Source organism: Phycisphaerae bacterium, assembly GCA_035275405.1.
GTDB lineage: Bacteria > Planctomycetota > Phycisphaerae > UBA1845 > UTPLA1 > DATEMU01.
On record DATEMU010000014.1, the window covers coordinates 1 to 19,736 of the forward strand.

A 19,736-nucleotide genomic window follows, 5' to 3' on the forward strand; every position below is an offset into this window, starting at 1 on the left:
CGGGATGAAACACAAGCGGGTGGATGGCGCGGCGATTCGGCCCTCCCTGGTCCTGATCGATGACCCGCAGACGGATGAATCGGCGAAGTCACCCTCCCAGTGCGCCACGCGAGAGCGCATCCTCGCCGGGGCCATCCTGGGTCTGGCCGGTCCCGGCAAGAAGATCGCCGGCCTCATGACCCTGACCGTCGTGCGGCCGGATGACCTGGCCGACCGCATCCTCAACCGGGATCTGCACCCGCAATGGCAGGGGGAGAGGACAAAAATGGTCTATGCCTTCCCCACGAACGAGAAACTCTGGTCCAAGTACGGGGAGTTGTGGAAGGAGGGCATGCGGACGGAAAAAGGCCTCGCCGCGGCGACGGAGTTTTACAGCGCCCACCGCGCGGCGATGGATGAGGGCGCGGTCGTCTCCTGGCCGCAGCGCTACGAGCCTGGCGAATTGTCGGCCCTCCAGCATGCCATGAACCTGCGGCTGGGCCGGGGCGAGGCGGCGTTCTGCGCCGAGTATCAGAATGAGCCGCTGCCCGAAGACGAGGTCGACGTCGATCTGCTCACCGCCGACCAGATCGCCGCCAAGGTCAACAGGATGAAACGCGGGATAATTCCCAAGGAGGCCACGAGCCTCACGATGTTCGTCGATGTCCAGGGCAAGGCGCTCTTCTACATGGTCGTCGCCTGGGGGCAGGACTTCACCGGCTACATCGTCGACTATGGCACGGAGCCCGATCAGAAGCGGCAGTATTTCGCGCTGCGGGATATCCAGCGGACCCTGGCCCAGGCCATGCCGGGAGGCGGCCAAGAAGCGGCGATCTATGCCGGTCTGGAGCGATTGACCGACGCGACGATTGGTCGGGAGTGTGTGCGCGAGGACGGGACGATTGCGCGGATTGACCGCTGCATCATCGATGCCAACTGGGGGCCGATGACCCAGGTGATCTACCAATTCTGCCGGCAGAGCAAATACGCCAACGTCCTGATGCCCAGCCACGGGCGCTACGTCGGGGCCGCCAGCCATCCTTTCACCGAGTACAAAAAGCAGCTGGGAGATAGGATAGGTTTGAATTGGCGTATACCCGGGACCAGCAGGCGCGTCTGCCGCTACGTGATCTTCGACACCAACTTCTGGAAGAGCTTCATTCAATCGCGCCTGGCCGTGGCCAAGGGCGATGCGGGCGCGCTGACGCTCTTTGGCCGCAAGCCGGAACTACACCGTCTCCTGGCCGAACATCTGACCAGCGAGTATCGCGTAACCACCGAGGGCCGGGGCCGGACCGTCGAGGAATGGAAGCTCCGGGTGGATGGCAGCGACAACCATTGGCTGGATGGCGTGGTCGGCTGCGCCGTCGCCGCGTCCATCCAAGGCGTGGAGCTGGCGGAGATGAAGATTCACCAGCCGGTACGTAAGCGAATCAGCTTCGCGGACATGCAGCGGATGAACGAAGAACGGCGGGCGATGGCAAGGGAATAGTGACCCACTCCTCGACAATGCGGAACTCGACTTAGACCCAGCAAGAAGAAGGGCACCGAGCGGATCGACGGCATCGTGGCCACGGTCATGGCGCTGGGGAGGGCGATGCGCGACAAAGGCGAGGGATTGCCGGGCATCATTGTCATCTAGTAAGGTGAGCGACTCCCCTGAGGGCTGGAGCCGGACGGTGGAAGCATGGAAACTCTGCGCGGATGGCAGTGACAATCACTGGCTAGACTGCCTCGTCGGCTGTGCCGTCGTGGCGCCGATCCAGGCGCGATCCTATTCAGCGCCGATGCAAGGCCTGCTCCGCGCCCGCGAATCAAGCTGCCTACTCTGCAGGGGGTTCGGCGATGATTCCACACCCTCTCAAGCCTAAAGAGAAGTTTCAGAAACAGCGCGGCCTGCGCTACCCAAAGTGCGGCTGTGAGCATTTCCGGGTCATCTATAACCGCGCTTGGGGTGGCAATTTGCGTCAACGGCGCGAGTGCCGATATTGCGGACACCGGACCACGACGGCGGAACGAGCGCAGTGAATATCGAATCCGTCGTGTGTGAGTGTCTTAAACCTTTAAACCGCAGTCGAAGTTCTTGTGTAGAGCGACCAAAACGACCGATTGTCTCATTTGGCGCGAAGCCCTAAGTTTATTACTTCTTCATCAGCGTGTATGGCCCGGAAATCTCTAATTCTAGTTTCCCCTCTTTGCAAGTGTTGTTCCGAATCTTATCACGGGTAATGCTATCAAAAATATCGGCCTTGTACTCCCGCGTCCAGAAGACAACAGGGATCGTCGCTCGCACGCGAACCCGCTTCTCTACTTCATCAAAGACATCAAGGTTGCACGAGGCGGGAGCGTCTGGTTTTTCTTCAAGAAATATGATACCATCACCATTGGCCGCATAATAAGACTTGGAATGTACGTTTTTGCAAGTGCGATTTTTGTATGATAGCCCATCACCACTAAAGCCGAGTACTAAAATGAGGGAGTACTCCGAAACGTACCGCTTCCATTCCTCCTTATCCTTTAGAGAAAATGCTTGTAGTGACAAGAAACCGTCATAGACGATTAATGCTGTAATTGCTCGCTTCGCGGCCTCGTTAGATGCGGATCTCCACTCGTCTTCAATAAGTAGTATGGGTTTTCGGTAAGATCTATATTCTCGCATGACATGTGATACACAGCCGGAACCCCGCACAATAACCTTAACCGTGCCTTTTACTTTCTCTTTTTCCAGCGCAATCTGCTCTTTCTGTAGCTCTTCGTCAAAGCGACAGTCAAGTAGGGTGCGATAGGCTGTCATCGCAGCGTCGTATTCTTTTTCCTTGCCCAACCGGCGAGCCAAGGACACTAGGTCGTCGCGGCTTTTCGTTGCAAGGTGGCGAAGCTTTTCTTCGCGCGACATCTGGAGCACACTTGCGAGTTCGTCGGCACCAGCTCTTGTCGCCCCACTGTCTGCGATGTAGACGTCTGCGGACTGCACGACAATTCCCGAATTCACTTCAAGCAGCCTGGCAGAAATGTAAAGCCCTTCAATTCTCGCGACGTTTCCAACAACCAGGTAATCAATACCGCTGAGCTTCTTGCCTTTGAGTGCTCCTACATCCGAAATTACGTCAGCGAGCACAAGATCATGTTCGGCCAGGATTTTGGTGATTTGCGTTCGTTCCACAATTCGATACCGATTCTCCAAGCGCGAAATCAGCATGTCTGAAATCGACCTGCCCAAGTCAGGCTCCTGCACACTCTCAGAAACATCAAACTCTGTTACGGCAAGCAATTTTTTTTCAGCGGAGAATGCGGGGCTGGGCATCGATACCCCAATAGCGATTGAACCTACTAGTAGCAGCGGGCTCAAGTGACAGAACGACAGGGAGAATTTTCTCGCCCGCTCAAACCTGATAGCAATATTCCCAACCTTATGCACGCTATCGCGGAACTCCTTGCTGACGCTGGCGATCTCGGTGGCTTCATAGGCCTGCGTGGTTCTAGATTTGGTGGCCATGTTGTGCACTCTGCTCCTTTCCTAAGATCCTAAAAAACTGTTTCACCGTATGAATCGCTGATGAATAGGGCGCTGCCTCGGATAGCGCGGAGGCGATATCATGGCATTCACGATAGTTCCCGACAAACCGTGGAGCGAGATCGAACCGCTCCTGCCGCGACAGTGGCACAAGCCCAAGAGCGGCCGACCGCCTTCTTTGCCAGCGAGTGGCGAATATTCAGGCAGCGTCTGATGTAGGCACCTCGGTCGGTCGCGCCTTATTGCATGGTCATAGGTTACTTATTCGTACGATTTTTCCAAGGCGGGAAATCGGTTAGGGGATGACGGTGGAGGAATGAAAGCTTCGCGTCGATGGGCAGCGCCAGCCATTGGCTGGACGGCGTCGTCGGCTGCGCCGTGGCTGCCTCCATCCAGGGCGTCGAGCCGCTGGAGATGAAGATCTCCCAGCCCAATCGCCGGCGGGTATCCTTCGCGGAGATGCGGCGGCGGCGGGAGGAGGTGCGGCGGGCGGCACCCTAAGAGAATAGGGAAAACCCCTTAGGCCATTTGACTGGCAGCCCCAGCCCCCTTTTGGTGTTCTCAGGGCCCCGGGGTATGCGCGAAAAGGAATTGGAAAAATACATTTGCGCAGCGGAAAACAAAATGTGGACTTGGGGGGCGGAATCGCCCATACTTTGCAGTTAGCTCGGCTGGCGTCGGCCTAGGACGTTGAAAACCAAGGACTTGTGTTCCCGGGCGGCCGTCTCCCCGACAAGAATTCCCCACAAATGTTCGCCAGCAGCAAAAAATCTCGACTGTAGGCGTAGTTGTAGTGTGTATGATAAATTTTCGCTGACCGCGGCGCTACTTGGCTAGTTTGTCTAATTGAATTGCATTGGATAACTCGGACGAAGGACCATGACATCAAGAATTAGCCCCGAACCACGCGCGGCACTAGAGATTCGAACGGGCGGCGGCGCCAAATGGCTCGGGCCCGATATCTGGGTCGTGCCCGGCTCCGATCCGCTTGCCAGCCCGAATCGCCCCATCGCGGGTCTGCCAAACTATGTGTGGGCGCGCGTGTGGCATCGGCGCGGAATCGCCGTGCAAGGTGCTCAAGTCCGCTTTTACGTGTCTCCACCACATACGGCACCGCGAAGATCGACCGTCAAACATGTCGGGACTTCCGTTGTAGACTTGGAACCAGGGGAACATTATGAAATCTTATGCCTTACCCATTGGGAGCCACCCTTACTTATCGGTGGGCACTGCTGCATCGTCGCTGAGGTCGATCACCCCGATGCACCGCTCCGTTACCCCTCGACGGATGAGTTCCATGTTGGAGAAGATCCGCAAGTCGCACAAAGAAATGTTAATCCGGCATTCCTCCCCGAAGTTACGAGCGACGTTCCTTACGCTTCACTACCCATCTTTGTAGCTACCCGTCCATCAGACCCTCCTCATTCGCAAGTGCGCATCAGGACACAAATCAGGGATCAGTCGCTGTCGGAAGAGCTTCTAGTTTCGCTCGGCGTTTCCGAACCAAGAGCCAGTGCGAGCGCACTTGAGTTTGGTCTGGGTTCCGCTCCAACCTGTAGCCCAAACGATTTGGGACCCAACACGTTAGATGTTCAAATGGACCCATCAGATTCAATGGTGCTTTACCTTCGAGCACGGGCCCTCAAGTCAAAGGCCGGATATAGTCCCGTTGACATAATAGAGACAGTCGCGGGCGTCGTCGTCGGCGGATATACATACATCCTGATAACATAGGTGCCATCATGCTAGTTGCTCCGGTTGACATTCCGCGACGCCCGTTCGCGATCGAACCAATTACAAGCATAATGCTGCCTGACGGTATTTTTGACACTGCAATTTTTGAACTAAATATTACCTGCCGTCTGGTAAACACCGGCCCTGACGTGCTCTCGGGGAGTACTATATACGTCGAAGGCATCGACGACCCTTCCATTTACGTCGACTTGCAAACGCATGTGATTCCATCGCTTACACCTGGTGCGTCATGCCAGATCCATTGGGCGGCCAATTTCCGGAATGCTAGCGCTGGGAAAAAACGCATTTCTTTCATTGCCAAGTTGCAGGGATGCGAGCCGAAACGCATGATCAAGACTATCTTTGTCACGCGGACAAGCTTTGACCGCATGCACGAGGTCTTCCGGTGCGAGGCCGATGGCGGCGCGATGGAACTCGCGATACACTCAGTTATCGGATCTGCTCGTCGCGGTCAGGCGGACCCCGAAGATCCCAAATCTCCCTACGAATCTGGCCCATGGATTCCGACACGTTTTTCGATGAAGCTCGTCCCCACAATTCCATACAGGGGGCAGTACGGTCCATTGGCATTCGATGACCCTTGGTGGAAAGTCGTCGCCTGGATTGTCGCAATTGTGTGTGGCATTGCGGCCGCGGTCGCCGCCGCACTAGGGAAAGGCAAGGCCTCTATTCAAGTGGATGGAGAGTTCGGTTCCTCCGATCCAAACCTGAAGATATGCAATCCAACGCCGACCGCTAGTGCTAAGGAATACTTTACAGTCGCAGGCGTACTCTCGGCGATTACTGCCGGTGCTATTAGGGTTGGCTGCGCAGATGAGCAAGATCCATTCCGCCGCGGACAAGAGATAACGCCACCCGAATCGCCCTCCGAACTAACCCTTGGAGAGGATGTAACAGTTGACTTCGAGTTCGGCCTTGACCAGCCAACTGGAGCTGGATTAGGAATGCCAAGCTCCGGTCCATATAAAATGGGCGTAAAATGGATCTATCGCCGACAAACTGATAAGAAGATATACACAAGCACACTCGTATCCGAAATTCAGCAGAATACAGATTTTGTCCACTCCTTGAATGTCGATACGCCAGCTGAAGTTGTCTTAAGAACCGACCAATTCTACATTAATGCTTCGTTATCGAAGTCCGGTGGCGCACTTTACGCAGGCGATGAATTGTACGTATTTGCTCTCTTGCGGTCCCCGGGCGTTGACGGTGATGCATTTCTCGTATTACTTGAAGACAATGGGCTGGGCCGCGACCCTGCTGCCGGAGACGGCATCTTTTCTGGAATCTTCGACCTGCTACGTGCGGCCGGTCAGCTAAGCGAACGGCATAAACCAGTGTTTGGTGAATGGCAAGTGTTCATTTTTGCTCAGAACATTAACCCCCTAAGGGGCGATAGTCCACTTTCCCCAGAGCAGGCGGCTGCTTATATTGGTGGTTCCGTTGTGAGGAGCCCGCTAAGCAGGATTCTAGAAGCCGGCAAGTGTGAGCAGCGTTCCAAAGCGGACAAGATAGTGCCTGTTAAAAAATAGAATGGGCTGGAATAAATTGCGATTCGTGACACATCATAAGCCGTACCGATCGTCGACTCTAATTCGTGCAATTCAAGTGCTCACAAGGGTTTGTTGACCAGAGTGCGCTGCGAAAAAAAACTCAGGAGATCCATACGACTTTTTGTCCAACGAGTTCTCCATCGGCAAGCAAGCTTTGCAGAAGAGACTAAAACCGGTTTCAAAACTGTCGTATTATATTGAGTATACAGGCCACGTGAACGAACGCCTTGTGTGTTCTGAGGTTGCGGTCGTGACGGGTCGCAACCCGGCGGAAGTTCGTCAGCCAGGTGATGGTTCGCTCGATGGACCCGCCGGCGCATGTATCGTCGCAGTGCCCGGCCATCCTGCTGCGAAGGCTTCATCCGGCCCGATGCCCGGGGCCGGCCAGGAGGCGGCCATCTATGCCGGGCTGGAAAGATTGACTGAGGCGACGATCGGCTGCGAGTGGCTTCGTGAGCCGTGGATTCGGTTTGCCGTGTCTACAGCGCGCTAATGCGGAGCAGGAAAAGGCCGTTCGAGACTACCTTGGGCTTATTCCAAACCCGTTGCGGGTGATTCACGCGACGTTGATTAGTAGCGATAGCGAGAATCAAAAAAGCCAGGCAAGCACTTGAAGGCTCTGGAACGTGTGCAATCCAACCCTCCGAGAATCCTTGCGGGTTTCGCGCAGTCCCCACAAGAGTCATGCCGTCTGCGGAGATGTCATTGACTTCCTGAAGGAACCAACCGTCAAGGTCTAGCCCAAAACCATTCACAAGTAAGTCCTGTACGCTCCTCATTCCATGACCCGCGTCCCAGATAAACGCTCGCGCACCACCCGGCAATGTAGTTGCGGCGCTTCCCACGACAATCGATCCATCTGCGGAAACTCCCTTCGCAGAACTACCGACAGGTTCACCTGGTAGTCCTCCAAGCCCCGTCATTATGCCATTGACCCATCGAAAGGCTTGTGTACCCCCGCTCGGTAAAGTGTTGCTTCGCCCAACAATCACCGATCCATCGTCCGACACGTCACGTGCCTCGCTTTCGAAGCCGTCGTTTAGGAATCCTAGGCCGACCATTACGTCGTTTTCCCAGCGGAATGCCTGCAAACCACTAGCTCCGACGATCACCGATCCGTTCGAAGAAACGGCGTATGCGAGGCTGTGATTGGTGCCGCCTGCGAGATAGCCAAGACCAACCATGCCCGAGACTTGAGACCATCGGAAAGCCTCATCATTTGCAGCGGATGGAGATTGTGTTGCGCCGACGACGACCGAACCGTCAGCCGACACTCCCCACGCTTCGCTGTAGCCATTCAAAGTCAACGCTCCAAGATCGCTCAGAACGTCCTTCTCCCATCGAACGGCACTTCCATTGGATTGACTCTGACCCTGACCAACTATCGCAGAGCCGTCAGCTGAGATATCCAATGCGATGCTGGAGAAATTGCCGCCTGATAAGTCACCCAAGCCAATCATGCCGCCTGCCTGAGTCCAACAAAAAGCCTCAGCGCCCGATGCCGATTCGGCTCGCCCGACGACAATCGTTCCGTCTGGCGACACCGCGTAGGCGCTACTTACAATTGTACCCCCAGGCAAGTCTCCTAGCCCCATGAAAGAAGGCGCATCAGCACGCACAGTACTCAATGATAAAAAAATGAGAACGCACAAACCGCCAGCCATTCCGGTGAATCTCTTGCGCATGTTCTTAACCCCTCAAAATGTTTGTTCTGCTTCTTTTAAGGGTCCATTCTACCCATCCTCCAAGCCGATTCCAACGGCCTTCGCCAACTCACAGACCGCCTCGTACTCGCCGTTCGCCGGAGCCCGGACGATGAACTCGTGCCCGTCGAAAGTATCCACGGCGTCCAGGCAGATCATCAGAAGGCCAAGCTGGAAGTCGCAATAAAACGCGCGGCCGGTGTTGTATCCGAGGCTCCGGATATGGTCGAGCATGACCGAACAAAGCCGGGTGTTGTCCATGTCGGCTACGCTCCAAGAATTGGATAGCCCGCCCCCGCCGTAGCGCCGGGGCGATGGTAATCCCGGAATCGCAGTTTTCCCTTCTCACCCGTCGCCACATAGTACGCGACGACCGCGCCGGCGTCGGTGTGCATCGACCATCCGACGATCATTGTCGGCGTGAGTGGATGGGGCGCGAGTCGGATTCGGAGCCCTTGGAGTGGGCCGTTAACGCAAACGACGTACACGCAAGCGCCCTGCCAGGGCCGTCGGAGGGATGCGAGGACGCATTCGCGCAACTCTTTGACTTGTGATGCCGTCAACATCGGTCCGCGCCCTCCAAACGTCTGAGGATATCATACCGCCGCGGCTCGGATCGTTGACCCCGTCAAACTCCGCCGACGCCGGCGGATTTGCATTAACCATGAGCCGCTGAAGAGCGTTCAAGTCCGGCTCGGCGCCCGGCCCGCTACATTCTCCAATCCACGGCGTCCACGTCGTGGAGCACAATTACCCCGTTCGGGAGCGCATACCCGCGACCGGAAAGTTCTAATCGCTGGCGCCGAAATCCAACCAGGGACCTCATTACTGAGGCACGAAGCGATCGATTGGAATTCGCGAATAGTGACTTTAAGGTTGGACCGTAGAGACCGACAAGGTCTCCAAACGGAGATTTGCTCAGCGGCAAGAATGGGATCCCGTTAGATGAAGGAAGTCGTTCTTCCTCGTCGATATTCGGCAACTCCTGGTGAAACAGCAATCGCTCCGCGAAGGCATCTTGCTGCATGAAACGAAACGCCTTGGCATATGCGACGCGAAGCAATTCGTCGGCGTCGTCATCGGCGACTTCGGGTCGCTCACCATCGGGGTCCTTTATGAGGGTCGTCGTCTCGGACTTCGGATGAATACCCGCGATACACACATGCGTCCCGAGAACAACACGAGAGCACGTTTGTCGCAACGGCTGCCTTGTCGGTCGAACATTTTGCACCTGCGACCACCCCTTCGGCTCGATCTGCCGCGTGATATCGCTTCTCGTTCCGACGGTTCCTTTGCTTTCCGCAATTACAGTTAACCCCGACGCATCCTCGCAGAAGTAGTCGGGGCGGACTTCGGAATCGGGATCAACGTATTCCAGTTCACCCCGCTGAATGCATGGAAAAACGTCGGCGATGTGATCCAGCCCAAAATGCTCGCGAAGAAGATAGCAGGTCACTCCAGTCGCAACCTCCTCGGCAGCGACTGCCGAGTGACGCGGATCCTTGTCGGTTACGCCGCCGTAGAATCGCAGGCTCGGTTCGGTTCCGGCGAAGTCACTTCCGTAGCGATAGAGCGCGAACCATGATCTTGGGTCCCATGACGACGTTGCCGGCGTAAGCGCGATACCTGTTTCTATTAGGATACGATGCAGCCCGACGCGGAGCGTGCCGTTGTCTGGTAGCGGTGTGGAAAGCTTCGTTCCCGTGGGGTCGATTTCGACCTTCCATTCTCGCACATCGGTCGGCGAGGGCGCGAATGGCAGCGGAAACGGTGCGAGTCGGTCGGCAACGCGAAACTCGGGCACAAAGGGCATGTGGACCAAATGCCACACGTATTCGCGGATTCTCTCGATTGACCACGATCCCAACATGCTGTGCGTCTTTCCGATTACCTTACCTCGGTCGATTCGAACTCAAACCCCAACTTATCCGCGACGGCCCACACGCCGAAGACGCCGATGTGTTTGCTGATGCTCTCCAGTACGGACCGCTCGTCCGTTCTCTGCTGCGACAGATCGATGAGTGACTGGACCGCGCGCTTGAATAGTTCGTGCCGGCGGACGCCGTTGAGGTCGATGTACTCATCGACGTTACGATCGTCGCCGCCCTTGCACACGTACATGATCGCGGGAACATAGGCCGTTATCATACCGTCGTGGCTCGCACCGTAGACCCTATTAAACTGCGCCGACGCCGGCGGCTCTGTCTCGCCGGGTTGGCCTTCTGCGCCCTCATGGCGATGGCGAGCCTGCTAAGCTTCTGGACAACCGCGCTTTATATGGGGGTCAAGCACCAGGTCTTTTTCGTTGGCGGCGGGTTATTGATCCAGCCTTCGCCCGCCCCCGTGTACGGCGGATTTCATCTTGCCGACGCCGACATCCCCGACCGAGGCGTCATCCCCCGAGTCATAGGCTGGTTTACGTTCCCGCAACGAGTGGGAGGCGGATCGCTTTTTATCCCGTTCGGGCTCCTGACGGTCATCCCCGCGATCGTGTTCATCCTCTTGTATTCGTTTTGGTCGAGGCGACCGGAAGGGAGGCTGTGTCCGAAGTGCGCGTACGATCTACGCGGGGCGGATCACTTTGTCTGCCCAGAGTGCGGGACCCCGGTTTCCGAATGGCTCGAAGCGAATGCGACGAAATCATGAGCGCGAACACAAAAACCAGACGATCCAAGGCCCTGCGTGTCGCCCTCCTGGGTCTCATTGGTGCGTACGTCTGCGTTCACGCGGCATTCACAGTATTCGCCTTGGCCAAACAAAAAGGACATTGGTTCCTGTGTCTGGAAAGCGGCGCTTTTTATGCCGTTTACATGTCCCACCCTTACTCAATTGATTGCGAGAACTGGTCCCTGCGGCGCGCAAACGTACCCCCCGCAATCGCGTGGTGGCCCCGTTATCGGAGTTACTCGGACAGTGGACAAACAAGTCGAGTTTTTTTCATTCCTCTATGGATTCCCCTGCTTCCTCTTATTGCGCTAGCCGCTTTACTTTTTTACCGCGACCGAACGCGCCGCGTGCCCGGCTTCTGCCGTAAATGTGGCTATGACCTGCGCGCGATAACCGCTCCGCGCTGCCCCGAGTGCGGAACGCCGACGGTCCCCGAAACCCCAATCGAAGCATGAGCCGAGATGACAGAACCTATCCGGTGGCTTTCCCATGCCCGCACTGTGGCTTCGATTGCCGCGTACAGGCAAAGAATGGGATCACGCGTTGCCCTGAGTGCGCAGGGCAACTTCCTGACGTTCATGGAATCGGAAGCCCGCTCGTAGCATGGAAACTAATGAGCGCCCGCTTCCTCACACCTCAAACACCTTCAAAACCTCATCCCCGTAATGGTTGATCACCTTCACTGCGATCTTGCCGGTCTGGGGCTTGGCGAAGGGGCGGCTCGTCGTACTGTAGAGGCTGGACCACGCCGCCTCATCGATCTCGGCGCGGAGGGCGCGCTTGAGTTTGTCGTAGGGGCCGTCGTCGCCCTTGGCCGCGCCAGTGAAGTAGGCGTGGCGGACGAAAAAGCTCTCGCCGTTGTAGTCGGTATCGATGAACCAGCACGCGATGTCGTCCGTCGACGATGACCGAATCGCGCCGGTCGTCGGGTCGTACACGTCCAGCCCGCGGATCTCCGCGACGAGCGTCCCATCCTTTTGCTTCTGAAGGTCGATGTCCGGCTCGCCGAAGACCATAAACAGGTTGCCCGCCCCGGTTTTCTTGAGCAGCTCGTCCCCCATCGCGAGGTCGGGGTTCATCTTGGCCGCGAGCACCGTCAGCTTGCCGTAGCGCTTGGCTTCCTCGGCGACATGCGGATCAAACGCGAAGCCGCAGACGATCAGCAGGTCGTGACCTACGCCCTGCACGGCCTCCTTCGCCGCCTCCTTCACCTGCATCGGGCCGACGGTCCCATGCTCCGGGCCGATGGAGACCGCAACGCGCCGCATCACGACTTCGCCGGCAGGTTGACCGAGGCCCCGGGCGGTGCCGCCCTCTGGCATTTCGGCGTACTCCCCTGTCGCGTGAATCCACGTGCCCGCGTGCGGATCGAGCCGCTCGAAGACAAGCCTTTCTCCCTTCTTCGTGTTCTGGACGCCCGCCTTGCGGAGGTTGTCGAGGATCATCGTGGCGAAGTCCTGCTGCTTGCGGGCCTCGGTCTCGCTGACGGTCCCGTCGAGGTTGTCATCGGCGGCGGCGAGGACGCGGTGCGGCGACAGGCTCTCGACCGTGAACGGGCCAGAGACGCGGATGCGCTTGAAGTCCAGATACGGTTTGTCGAATAGCGTCTCGGTATCGGCGTGGCGGGCAATGGCGGCGTCGATCTCGGCGCGGCTCATCCCTTCGCGGATGTCCGGGTTGTTGGCAATAGATTTGAGCGTGACGTGCGGCACACGCTCGTACACGAAGCCCTTCTTGATGTCGCCTTCCGTCGCGTGCGCCGGCGGCGTCTTCCCGGAGAGTTCAGCTTCCTTGGCGACCCCCTCGGCTGAATCGGCGAGCAAATAATAGGGATATTTCGCGGTCATAAGCCGCGTTCGCGCCAGCGCCAGCGCGACGCGGCTGGTGTCGACTGTAATCCAACGGCGGCCCCACTGTTCGGCGACGAATGCGGTTGTGCCGCTTCCGCATGTCGGATCAAGTACGAGGTCTCCCGGATCGGTGGTCATGAGGAGGCAACGCTCGATGACTTTCGGGCTCGTTTGCACGACGTAAATCAACCCGGTGCCCAGCTGCACGGAATCCCAGCGGTCATTCAGAGGTACGACCGGAAAGTCGTCGACGAGACGCAGATAACGCAACGTTTGCCCGGCGGGTTTCGCTCTACCAGCCGCAACAAGTCTCGTCATCCCAGCATCGTCGGTCTTGAATGTCCCTCCGCCCGGTGTGTACGTAATACCGTTGAATTTGAACTGCCGAAGGTCGCCTTCGCCCAACGGGCGAGCGCTCGACAAGGATGTCAACTGAGCCCTGACACCGCCACCCCGCACCTCGTTAGATTCGATTTCTTCGGCCGTGAGTCTTCGCAATGCCCCATCCTTCTCCAGGACTTGGTCGTATCGCTCGAGCGCCAAGGTTCCGCGCATGCGCTCTTGGTACAGCTGCCGGTACTTCACAATCTCCTTGTTCTTGGCATAGAACAGTAGGTAGTCGATGGTCTGTGGGACGAGCAACTGATCTGTGGAGCCTGTTTTCTGTACACAGATTGTTGCGATTTGGTTCTCGCTCCCCAAAATCTCGTCCAGCACGCAGCGGACAAGGTGCACGTTTTCATCACTGATTTGGACAAAGATACCGCCGGTTTCGGTGAGCAACTCGCGAGCAACGGTGAGGATGTCACGGATGTACGCGAGGTAGGAGTGGACGCCGATACGCCAGCAGTCGCGAAAGGCCCGAATCTGTTCCGGTTGCCGCGTGCAGTCCTCGGCCTTTCCATCCTTGACGTCACGTTTGCGGGTGCTGACCTGCCAGTTCGAGCCAAACTTGATGCCGTAGGGCGGGTCGAAGTAGATTGTCTGGACCTTGCCCTTCAGACCTTCTTTCTCGGCGAGGCTGGTCATTACCAGCAGCGAGTCGCCGAGGATCATGCGGTTGGACCAGCTTCGCTGCCGGTCGTCGCGCTGGCTGTAGAAATCGACGCGGGCCTCGAAGTCGTCGCCGATCCCGTTGAAGTCCGTGCGGAAGAGGTCGAGCTGTGGACCGACGCCCGTGTCGGCAGCCTTCCGGTCCTCCGTCCGCCTCCGCAGGTCGTCGATCAGCCGATGCGGCGAGACGTGCTCCTGAACGTAGATCGGAACGACCGGTACGGCGAGGTCCTTAGCGTCCTGATCATCCTTGCCCTTCCAGACGAGTTGCGGATCGAGCGACGGATCGCGCGGGTAGAGCATGGTCTTTGGCGCCTTCTCATCCTCAGCCACAAAGTCGCGCAGCTCCTCGGTGGGGATGTTGGCGCGCTTGTCCTTGTGGCGGATGGACGCTACGGGCGCATGGAGGTTATTTGGTTTCTTTGCTGCCATTCATTGGGTCCGCGTCATTGGTCTTCGGGTCTTGAGGTTCACTTGTCATGCCCAGGAGCGTTCGGAATTCTTTTTCCAACGCATCCAAAGCCGGATCAATCGATTCTTTGATTTCGTCGAATCTCTCGTCGAGATCGAGGCTGGCGTTTTCCGGTGCGGGCCTTTGAAGCCTAGTGAACGTGTTCGCCAAGGTGACGATCGTGTTTGAAACGTCGGTCACACGTTGCGCCGTATCCGCCGGCAAAAAGATACGGCGAGGGAAGTAATAGTCTCGAAAAGCGTCATTTGCTCCGAAGACTATTTTTCGTTTGGTTTCCAAGTCCGGTTCGTCCCCCATCGTGAGAAAACGAGCATAGTTAGCAACAGCAGCGTGCAGTTCCGACAATTTTTGATAGGTACGCGCGATAACCATCGCCTGACGCTCATACACGGAACGGAATCTCACCTCGTGCTCGATCGCGACAAGTTGCAGATCATTTCGCAACCTTTCCATCTCGATATCGTGTGCATGCCCCAGTTCAACCCTATACTTTGCGACATCTTTATTCAAGAAGTGGACGACGATCGTTCGGGTAAGCCATCCTATCGCGGCGACTCCGATTCCAAATCTACCAAGTTGGGCGAAAATCTCAAACCACATGGTGACGGCCTCTTAAGCCTTCTTCGATAGTGACTCGGCGAGGTCCTTAAGCGTCTCGATCAACGTCTTCGCAAGACCTGGTTCGATCGCAACCTTGGCGTCGTTGGCACTTTCGTCGCTTAACTCCCCAGGTGGCCGAGGACTCTGTGCCATAAACGCAGCGATAACCGAAGCGCGCTCGGCTGACCCGTGGGCGAGGCCTTTATAGGCAAGATAAAAGCGCCGGACTTCCAAATCATCGCGCTCTGCGCGAAGTGTCTCAAGAAAATGGTTGCGGTAGATTCCGGCAATGTACCTTAGAATTGCCAGAAAAAATGAGCTAACGACAATCGCGATGACAAACCGCTTTATTAGCTCGGGTATCCGGCTCCCGGGATTTTCAAGTGAGCGCCTCGCTTCAAGAACTAGTCCATCCAGGGCCTTTGCAGTCGGGCGCAGCGCTTTCTCGCTTTCCGACTCCGCAACCTCGGCTCTATCAATCGCTGAGCGGACTGCAGTTAACGACGTTAAGTACCTCCTGTCGTCGTCGTTGTCGATTTTGAACCCCTTTTCTGCTTCGCTGAAGGCATTACTCAGCGCCTTCAAATCATGCGTGGTTTGCGATTCTTCAATCGCCCTCTTTATTTCAGCTTTAGTCTGCGAATTGCCAACACTGGGAGTAGGGTACTGCAAATCGCGAAGCGCCTCACTCGCGGCGCTGTGGGTGGCAGCGGCGTAAACAGTGGGACGAATTCGTTCGAGAGATACATTTACTGTACCGAGTGCATCATCGATGCGGGCAAGGATTCTAGGAGCACCTGCTGCTTCGTCGTTCACCAATAGGTAACCAAAATACGTGACGATAACTCCTGATACGGCCCCGACTAGAAGCGTCAGGACAAGAAACCAGTTCGTTGCGAAAGCGAATCTCCTCCTCCGATCGTTGATCTTGTTAATAATGTAGGGTAGGTAATCGAGACCATATTCCGCATCATCCGCACCTCGCGGCAACGCTTCGCCAAGGGCCGTAAAAAAACGGTCGGAGTGAATGATCCGTTTGACGGCATCGCGTAGAACAGAATCATCGTCAAGCCTAGACAATTCACTTACACTTCTCGATGTCGGTGCAACAATTTTCCATACTAACCAGACACCAAATGCAACCATAGCGATATTAGCCACCGAAGACAGCGCGCGCAATATTGGAAGGAGTATTTCATGCCAAACACGAGGTGAAAGGTCATATTGATAAAAGAAACGCTCGGATTCGCGAGAGTATTCGATCTCGGAAAGCAGTATATAACCTGCAAGGAAGGCAGGGGCAATAATGGTGGCTAAATTAGGGAGTTTTAGGCGTCGAAGAAAAAAGAAAGTCAGTCCTGCAGCTGCGATACTGCAATAAAGGGCTACTTGAAACGGGAATTGCGGAAGCATAATTGACTCCACATGATTATGTTTCGTTGAGATCGCATAAGTGCTGTACCGTTTTACTTCGCAATTTGTTTCTGTACTGACAGGCCGAGCAAATTAATCGCATCCCATGGATCGCCAATCTCGACAAACGCCCACCGTCCGAATCCGCCGTGATTATTGACCGCCGGCACCCAAAGCGTCCGAGCCGTGGCGACCTTTGCGGCCTTGTCCTTTTTGGCCTCGCCGCTGACCTCGATGATGAGGTTCATCGGATCGTCCGGCCCGTGCCCGTCGTCGAGCACCGCGATAAAGTCTGGATGGTACTGCCGCTCCTCACCGTTGAGGGTATAGGGAATCGTAAAGCCCAGATTGTGGTTTTTCACGTACCGCATGACGGGCAGGTCTTCGCCCTCTAAGACCTCCGCCATTTTCTGCTCCCATGACTCCGTGTCCGCCACGACGTGGGAGATGTGGCACTTGTCCCCCCGCGTGACAAAGACAGGGCGCGTTGTGTCGAAATCGACGTACCGCGTCGAGCCGACCGTATCGTACGGCCGCAGGATCGGTTTAAGGGCGGGCGAGCCGTTGGTCGAGGCGACGACGGCCTTGTAAATGCGGTCCGCCGCGTCGTGCGTCAATTCGTGGAGCAGGAGCATCTGCTTGAAACAGTTATCCTTCACATGGACGCACTCGTCTATCCAGCGCCGAGTAATCCCAAGGAGTTGCGGAAAAAGCCACGGCTTGGAGTTGCCGTCGTCGTCGCGGAAATACTTCTCAAGCGTACGGCGGGCGACCACGAAGGCGACGGTACTTTCGCGTTCGTCACGGAGGTCATCCAACTTGTGGACACTCCGCTCGCCCACAATGGGGTCCAAGTCGGTCCGCGTCGGCACGATCTGCGTACTGAGCGGCAGGCGAGACTCCTCGGAGAATTTGGCACTGATCCGCTCCCCGGCAATGTCGTAGCGATACCCGAGCAAGCGCGGAAACGTAATTTCACAGGTGATGCGGTTTTCCAGGGCGCGGACGCGCGTCGGGATCGGGCCAGGCTTGGGGTCCTTGGTCGAGCCGCTGCACGGGATGAACGAGAAAGGAACGCCGTACACCTCGGCGTATTCGGGATTGAACCGGCCCTCTTTGTTGGGGGCGTAACTCATGCGGCGGAGGGCGCGGCCGACGACCTGCTCGCAGAGGAGCTGTGTGCCGAAGGCGCGAACGCCGAGGACGTGCGTGACGGTATTGGCGTCCCAACCCTCCGTAAGCATCGAAACGCTGACGACGCACTTAACTTGCTCGCCGAGCTTGCCGGTCTTACCAACCGTGTTCATGACCTCGCGGAGGAGGTCCTCGTCGGTCAGAGCCTCCACGTCGCGGCCAGGGAAGCGGAGGCGATACTCGGACTTGAATTCCTCGACCTCGCGCGCGGCGATCTTCTTGAATTCGTCGCTCATAGCCTCGCCGGACTCGAGCTGCTCGCTATCGACGAGGATCGTGTTGGGCCGGTGCAACCAGCCGCCGTTGCCGTCGTCATTACGAAAAATGTCGAACGCTCCAGCTTGGGCGACTATCTGATCGCCAATGGGCTTTTCCCAGCCGGAAATGTATTCAAAGACCAGCTTGGAGACGTTGGTGTTGTTACAGACGACGATAAACACCGGAGGCGTAAGTCCCTTGGCCCGGGCCTCGGCATTGTTCTCCCAAACGCGGTAATACTTTTCGTAATTACCGTAGAGACTGTGAAGCGCGCCTTGCAACTCGACCGGCAACTTCGGCTCACCGCTGACGGCCTCGGTCTTGCGGCCTTTTTTGGGCAGGTGTTCCCGGATGCGGAGCCAAAGGTCACGGTAGGTCGGCTGGTCGCCGGTCATCGAATCATCGGCGACGGGGACGCGGGGGACTTTGACGATGCCGGCCTCAATCGCGTCGATGAGCGAAAAATCCGACACCACCCAGGGGAATAGCGTGCCCTCGCTGTAGCCGGAGCCTCGCAGGAAGAACGGGGTGGCAGATAAGTCGTAGATCGCCCTAACGCCGAGTTTTTTATTCACGGCCTCGATGCCGGAGATCCAAACACGGGCCTCTTCGTCGCGCTTTTGAGCCTCTTTGCGCTCCTCGCCGGAAAGCCCCTCTTCTTCGCCGTCGGGCTTGCGACGATAGCAGTGGTGGGCCTCGTCGTTGATGACGATGATGTTCTTCTTGTTGCCCAGCGCCCGGCATACTCGGCGGATCATCTTGTCCGGTGATTCCCGATTGATGCCGGTCTGGGTTTGACCGGAAATGATCTTCGTCAGTCTGGCGCCTTCGGACTTTTCCCGTAACAGAAAAGCGTGGAAGTTTGTAATGATAATCTTGGCCTGTTGAAGGCGTTCAAGTTCCTCCGCTGAGATGATATCGCGCTGGCGGTAGTAATTTTGCGGGTCGTTGGGGAGGAGCACGCGTAGGCGATCGCGAATGGTGATGCCGGGCGTGACGATCAGAAACGTATCGGTGAACCGGGCATCCTGCTGGTGGGCGAGCTTATTCAGGGCATGCCAAGCCATGAGCATCGCCATGACGACCGTCTTGCCGGAGCCGGTCGCCATTTTGAAGGCCATACGCGGCAGGCCGGGATTCGACGTGTCGTTGGATTCACGGAGGGTGTTTTCGATCCAGGCGTCGCCGTACTTTTTGGCGACCTCGGTGATGTAGATCGCCGTCTCCAGCGCCTCGATCTGACAGTAGAAGAGCTTCTTCTCGCGATCGGGATTCGTCCAATAGGTCAGCAGCCGGCTCGTCGTGGGCGTCACCCCGACGTACCCGCCCTCACGCCACATATTGACTCGGGCGCGGATCTGGTTGACGAGCTTATTCTCCTCGATCCGGTCCTTGGTCCACTCCGTCTCGAATTCGAGTTGCTTGGCCCCCTTCTTACGCGGCCGGGCGATCGGGACGAAGTAACTGCTCGGCCGGCGACCATCGAGGATCTTGTCGGTGATACCCTCGTCGGTAAAATCGAAGTGTCGCCCCGGCTCGCTAAACGGCGAGTTAATAACGGGGTTTTCGATAACGACTTGGCTCATGGCCCGCTCGCCCGGATCGGCCCTTGATAGGCCTCAAAAACAGCGAGGGTTATTCTACAGGTGAGTCGGTGAGGTGACCAGAAGAGCTCTTCCCCGACGGATCTCACCAATAACCTCGACGTACCGGGCCGGCTCCTGG

The 19,736-nt window shown here is 56.9% G+C and carries 17 protein-coding genes; 7 read left to right on the forward strand and 10 right to left on the reverse strand.

Annotated features, from left to right (window positions below):
- Both VJZ71_16525 and VJZ71_16530 read left to right on the forward strand, forming a co-directional pair.
- Positions 1-1,471, forward strand: a 1,471-nt coding sequence (locus VJZ71_16525) for a terminase gpA endonuclease subunit (GenBank protein HKQ49680.1), incomplete at its 5' end; no start/stop codon positions are given.
- A gap of 187 nt (positions 1,472-1,658) precedes the next feature.
- Entirely contained in the window at positions 1,659-1,850 is a 192-nt protein-coding gene (locus VJZ71_16530; GenBank protein ID HKQ49681.1) for a hypothetical protein, read from the forward strand.
- A gap of 269 nt (positions 1,851-2,119) precedes the next feature.
- On the opposite strand, the gene VJZ71_16535 is transcribed toward VJZ71_16530, so the two are convergent.
- Positions 2,120-3,475 carry a FlgO family outer membrane protein gene (locus VJZ71_16535; GenBank protein ID HKQ49682.1) on the reverse strand — a complete coding sequence of 452 codons (1,356 nt, stop codon included), beginning with the start codon at positions 3,473-3,475 and terminating at the stop codon, positions 2,120-2,122.
- Between the two features lie 100 nt (positions 3,476-3,575).
- On the opposite strand from VJZ71_16535, the gene VJZ71_16540 reads away from it, so the two are divergent.
- The 4 genes from VJZ71_16540 to VJZ71_16555 all read left to right on the forward strand — a co-directional run bounded on the left by VJZ71_16540 (position 3,576) and on the right by VJZ71_16555 (position 7,294).
- Positions 3,576-3,707 carry a hypothetical protein gene (locus tag VJZ71_16540; protein HKQ49683.1) on the forward strand — a complete coding sequence of 44 codons (132 nt, stop codon included), beginning with the start codon at positions 3,576-3,578 and terminating at the stop codon, positions 3,705-3,707.
- Positions 3,708-3,826: 119 nt separating this feature from the next.
- Positions 3,827-3,994: a hypothetical protein gene (locus VJZ71_16545; protein ID HKQ49684.1), complete on the forward strand. Its 168-nt coding sequence runs from the start codon at positions 3,827-3,829 to the stop codon at positions 3,992-3,994.
- 1,241 nt (positions 3,995-5,235) lie between these two features.
- Positions 5,236-6,780 carry a hypothetical protein gene (locus VJZ71_16550; protein HKQ49685.1) on the forward strand — a complete coding sequence of 515 codons (1,545 nt, stop codon included), beginning with the start codon at positions 5,236-5,238 and terminating at the stop codon, positions 6,778-6,780.
- A gap of 142 nt (positions 6,781-6,922) precedes the next feature.
- Complete coding sequence (locus VJZ71_16555) at positions 6,923-7,294, forward strand: hypothetical protein (GenBank protein ID HKQ49686.1); 372 nt, start codon at positions 6,923-6,925, stop codon at positions 7,292-7,294.
- Here VJZ71_16555 and VJZ71_16560 read toward each other — a convergent pair.
- From VJZ71_16560 to VJZ71_16580, 5 genes are all read right to left on the reverse strand, one after another.
- Positions 7,281-8,486, reverse strand: a complete 1,206-nt coding sequence (locus VJZ71_16560) for a PEP-CTERM sorting domain-containing protein (GenBank protein ID HKQ49687.1) — start codon at positions 8,484-8,486, stop codon at positions 7,281-7,283. The genes VJZ71_16555 and VJZ71_16560 overlap by 14 nt on opposite strands.
- A gap of 48 nt (positions 8,487-8,534) precedes the next feature.
- Entirely contained in the window at positions 8,535-8,765 is a 231-nt protein-coding gene (locus tag VJZ71_16565; GenBank protein ID HKQ49688.1) for a hypothetical protein, read from the reverse strand.
- Between the two features lie 5 nt (positions 8,766-8,770).
- Positions 8,771-8,899: a hypothetical protein gene (locus VJZ71_16570; GenBank protein ID HKQ49689.1), complete on the reverse strand. Its 129-nt coding sequence runs from the start codon at positions 8,897-8,899 to the stop codon at positions 8,771-8,773.
- Positions 8,900-9,213: 314 nt separating this feature from the next.
- Complete coding sequence (locus VJZ71_16575; GenBank protein ID HKQ49690.1) at positions 9,214-10,317, reverse strand: hypothetical protein; 1,104 nt, start codon at positions 10,315-10,317, stop codon at positions 9,214-9,216.
- Positions 10,318-10,391: 74 nt separating this feature from the next.
- Positions 10,392-10,652: a hypothetical protein gene (locus VJZ71_16580; protein ID HKQ49691.1), complete on the reverse strand. Its 261-nt coding sequence runs from the start codon at positions 10,650-10,652 to the stop codon at positions 10,392-10,394.
- Positions 10,653-10,658: 6 nt separating this feature from the next.
- Between VJZ71_16580 and VJZ71_16585 the strand changes: the two genes are divergently transcribed.
- On the forward strand, positions 10,659-11,150 hold the full coding sequence (locus tag VJZ71_16585; GenBank protein HKQ49692.1) for a hypothetical protein: 492 nt from the start codon (positions 10,659-10,661) through the stop codon (positions 11,148-11,150).
- Between the two features lie 650 nt (positions 11,151-11,800).
- Here VJZ71_16585 and VJZ71_16590 read toward each other — a convergent pair.
- From VJZ71_16590 to VJZ71_16605, 4 genes are read right to left on the reverse strand one after another with little or no spacing between them, the layout of a single operon-like run.
- The gene (locus tag VJZ71_16590) at positions 11,801-14,506 is read right to left on the reverse strand and encodes a site-specific DNA-methyltransferase (protein HKQ49693.1); all 2,706 of its coding nucleotides are present in this window, start codon (positions 14,504-14,506) and stop codon (positions 11,801-11,803) included.
- Positions 14,484-15,146, reverse strand: coding sequence for a hypothetical protein (locus VJZ71_16595; GenBank protein ID HKQ49694.1), 663 nt, complete (start codon positions 15,144-15,146; stop codon positions 14,484-14,486). Before VJZ71_16595 ends, VJZ71_16590 begins: the two co-directional genes overlap by 23 nt.
- A gap of 12 nt (positions 15,147-15,158) precedes the next feature.
- Positions 15,159-16,559, reverse strand: coding sequence for a hypothetical protein (locus VJZ71_16600; protein HKQ49695.1), 1,401 nt, complete (start codon positions 16,557-16,559; stop codon positions 15,159-15,161).
- A gap of 53 nt (positions 16,560-16,612) precedes the next feature.
- Positions 16,613-19,597, reverse strand: a complete 2,985-nt coding sequence (locus VJZ71_16605) for a DEAD/DEAH box helicase family protein (protein HKQ49696.1) — start codon at positions 19,595-19,597, stop codon at positions 16,613-16,615.
- Positions 19,598-19,736 lie beyond the last annotated feature (139 nt).

Coding starts and splice junctions, on each gene's coding strand:
- VJZ71_16535 (HKQ49682.1), bottom strand. CDS start 3,475: ATGGCCACCAAATCTAGAACCACGCAGGCCTATGAAGCCACCGAGATC.
- VJZ71_16540 (HKQ49683.1), top strand. CDS start 3,576: ATGGCATTCACGATAGTTCCCGACAAACCGTGGAGCGAGATCGAACCG.
- VJZ71_16545 (HKQ49684.1), top strand. CDS start 3,827: ATGGGCAGCGCCAGCCATTGGCTGGACGGCGTCGTCGGCTGCGCCGTG.
- VJZ71_16550 (HKQ49685.1), top strand. CDS start 5,236: ATGCTAGTTGCTCCGGTTGACATTCCGCGACGCCCGTTCGCGATCGAA.
- VJZ71_16560 (HKQ49687.1), bottom strand. CDS start 8,486: ATGCGCAAGAGATTCACCGGAATGGCTGGCGGTTTGTGCGTTCTCATT.
- VJZ71_16565 (HKQ49688.1), bottom strand. CDS start 8,765: ATGGACAACACCCGGCTTTGTTCGGTCATGCTCGACCATATCCGGAGC.
- VJZ71_16570 (HKQ49689.1), bottom strand. CDS start 8,899: ATGCACACCGACGCCGGCGCGGTCGTCGCGTACTATGTGGCGACGGGT.
- VJZ71_16575 (HKQ49690.1), bottom strand. CDS start 10,317: ATGCCCTTTGTGCCCGAGTTTCGCGTTGCCGACCGACTCGCACCGTTT.
- VJZ71_16580 (HKQ49691.1), bottom strand. CDS start 10,652: ATGATAACGGCCTATGTTCCCGCGATCATGTACGTGTGCAAGGGCGGC.
- VJZ71_16590 (HKQ49693.1), bottom strand. CDS start 14,506: ATGGCAGCAAAGAAACCAAATAACCTCCATGCGCCCGTAGCGTCCATC.
- VJZ71_16595 (HKQ49694.1), bottom strand. CDS start 15,146: ATGTGGTTTGAGATTTTCGCCCAACTTGGTAGATTTGGAATCGGAGTC.
- VJZ71_16600 (HKQ49695.1), bottom strand. CDS start 16,559: ATGCTTCCGCAATTCCCGTTTCAAGTAGCCCTTTATTGCAGTATCGCA.
- VJZ71_16605 (HKQ49696.1), bottom strand. CDS start 19,597: ATGAGCCAAGTCGTTATCGAAAACCCCGTTATTAACTCGCCGTTTAGC.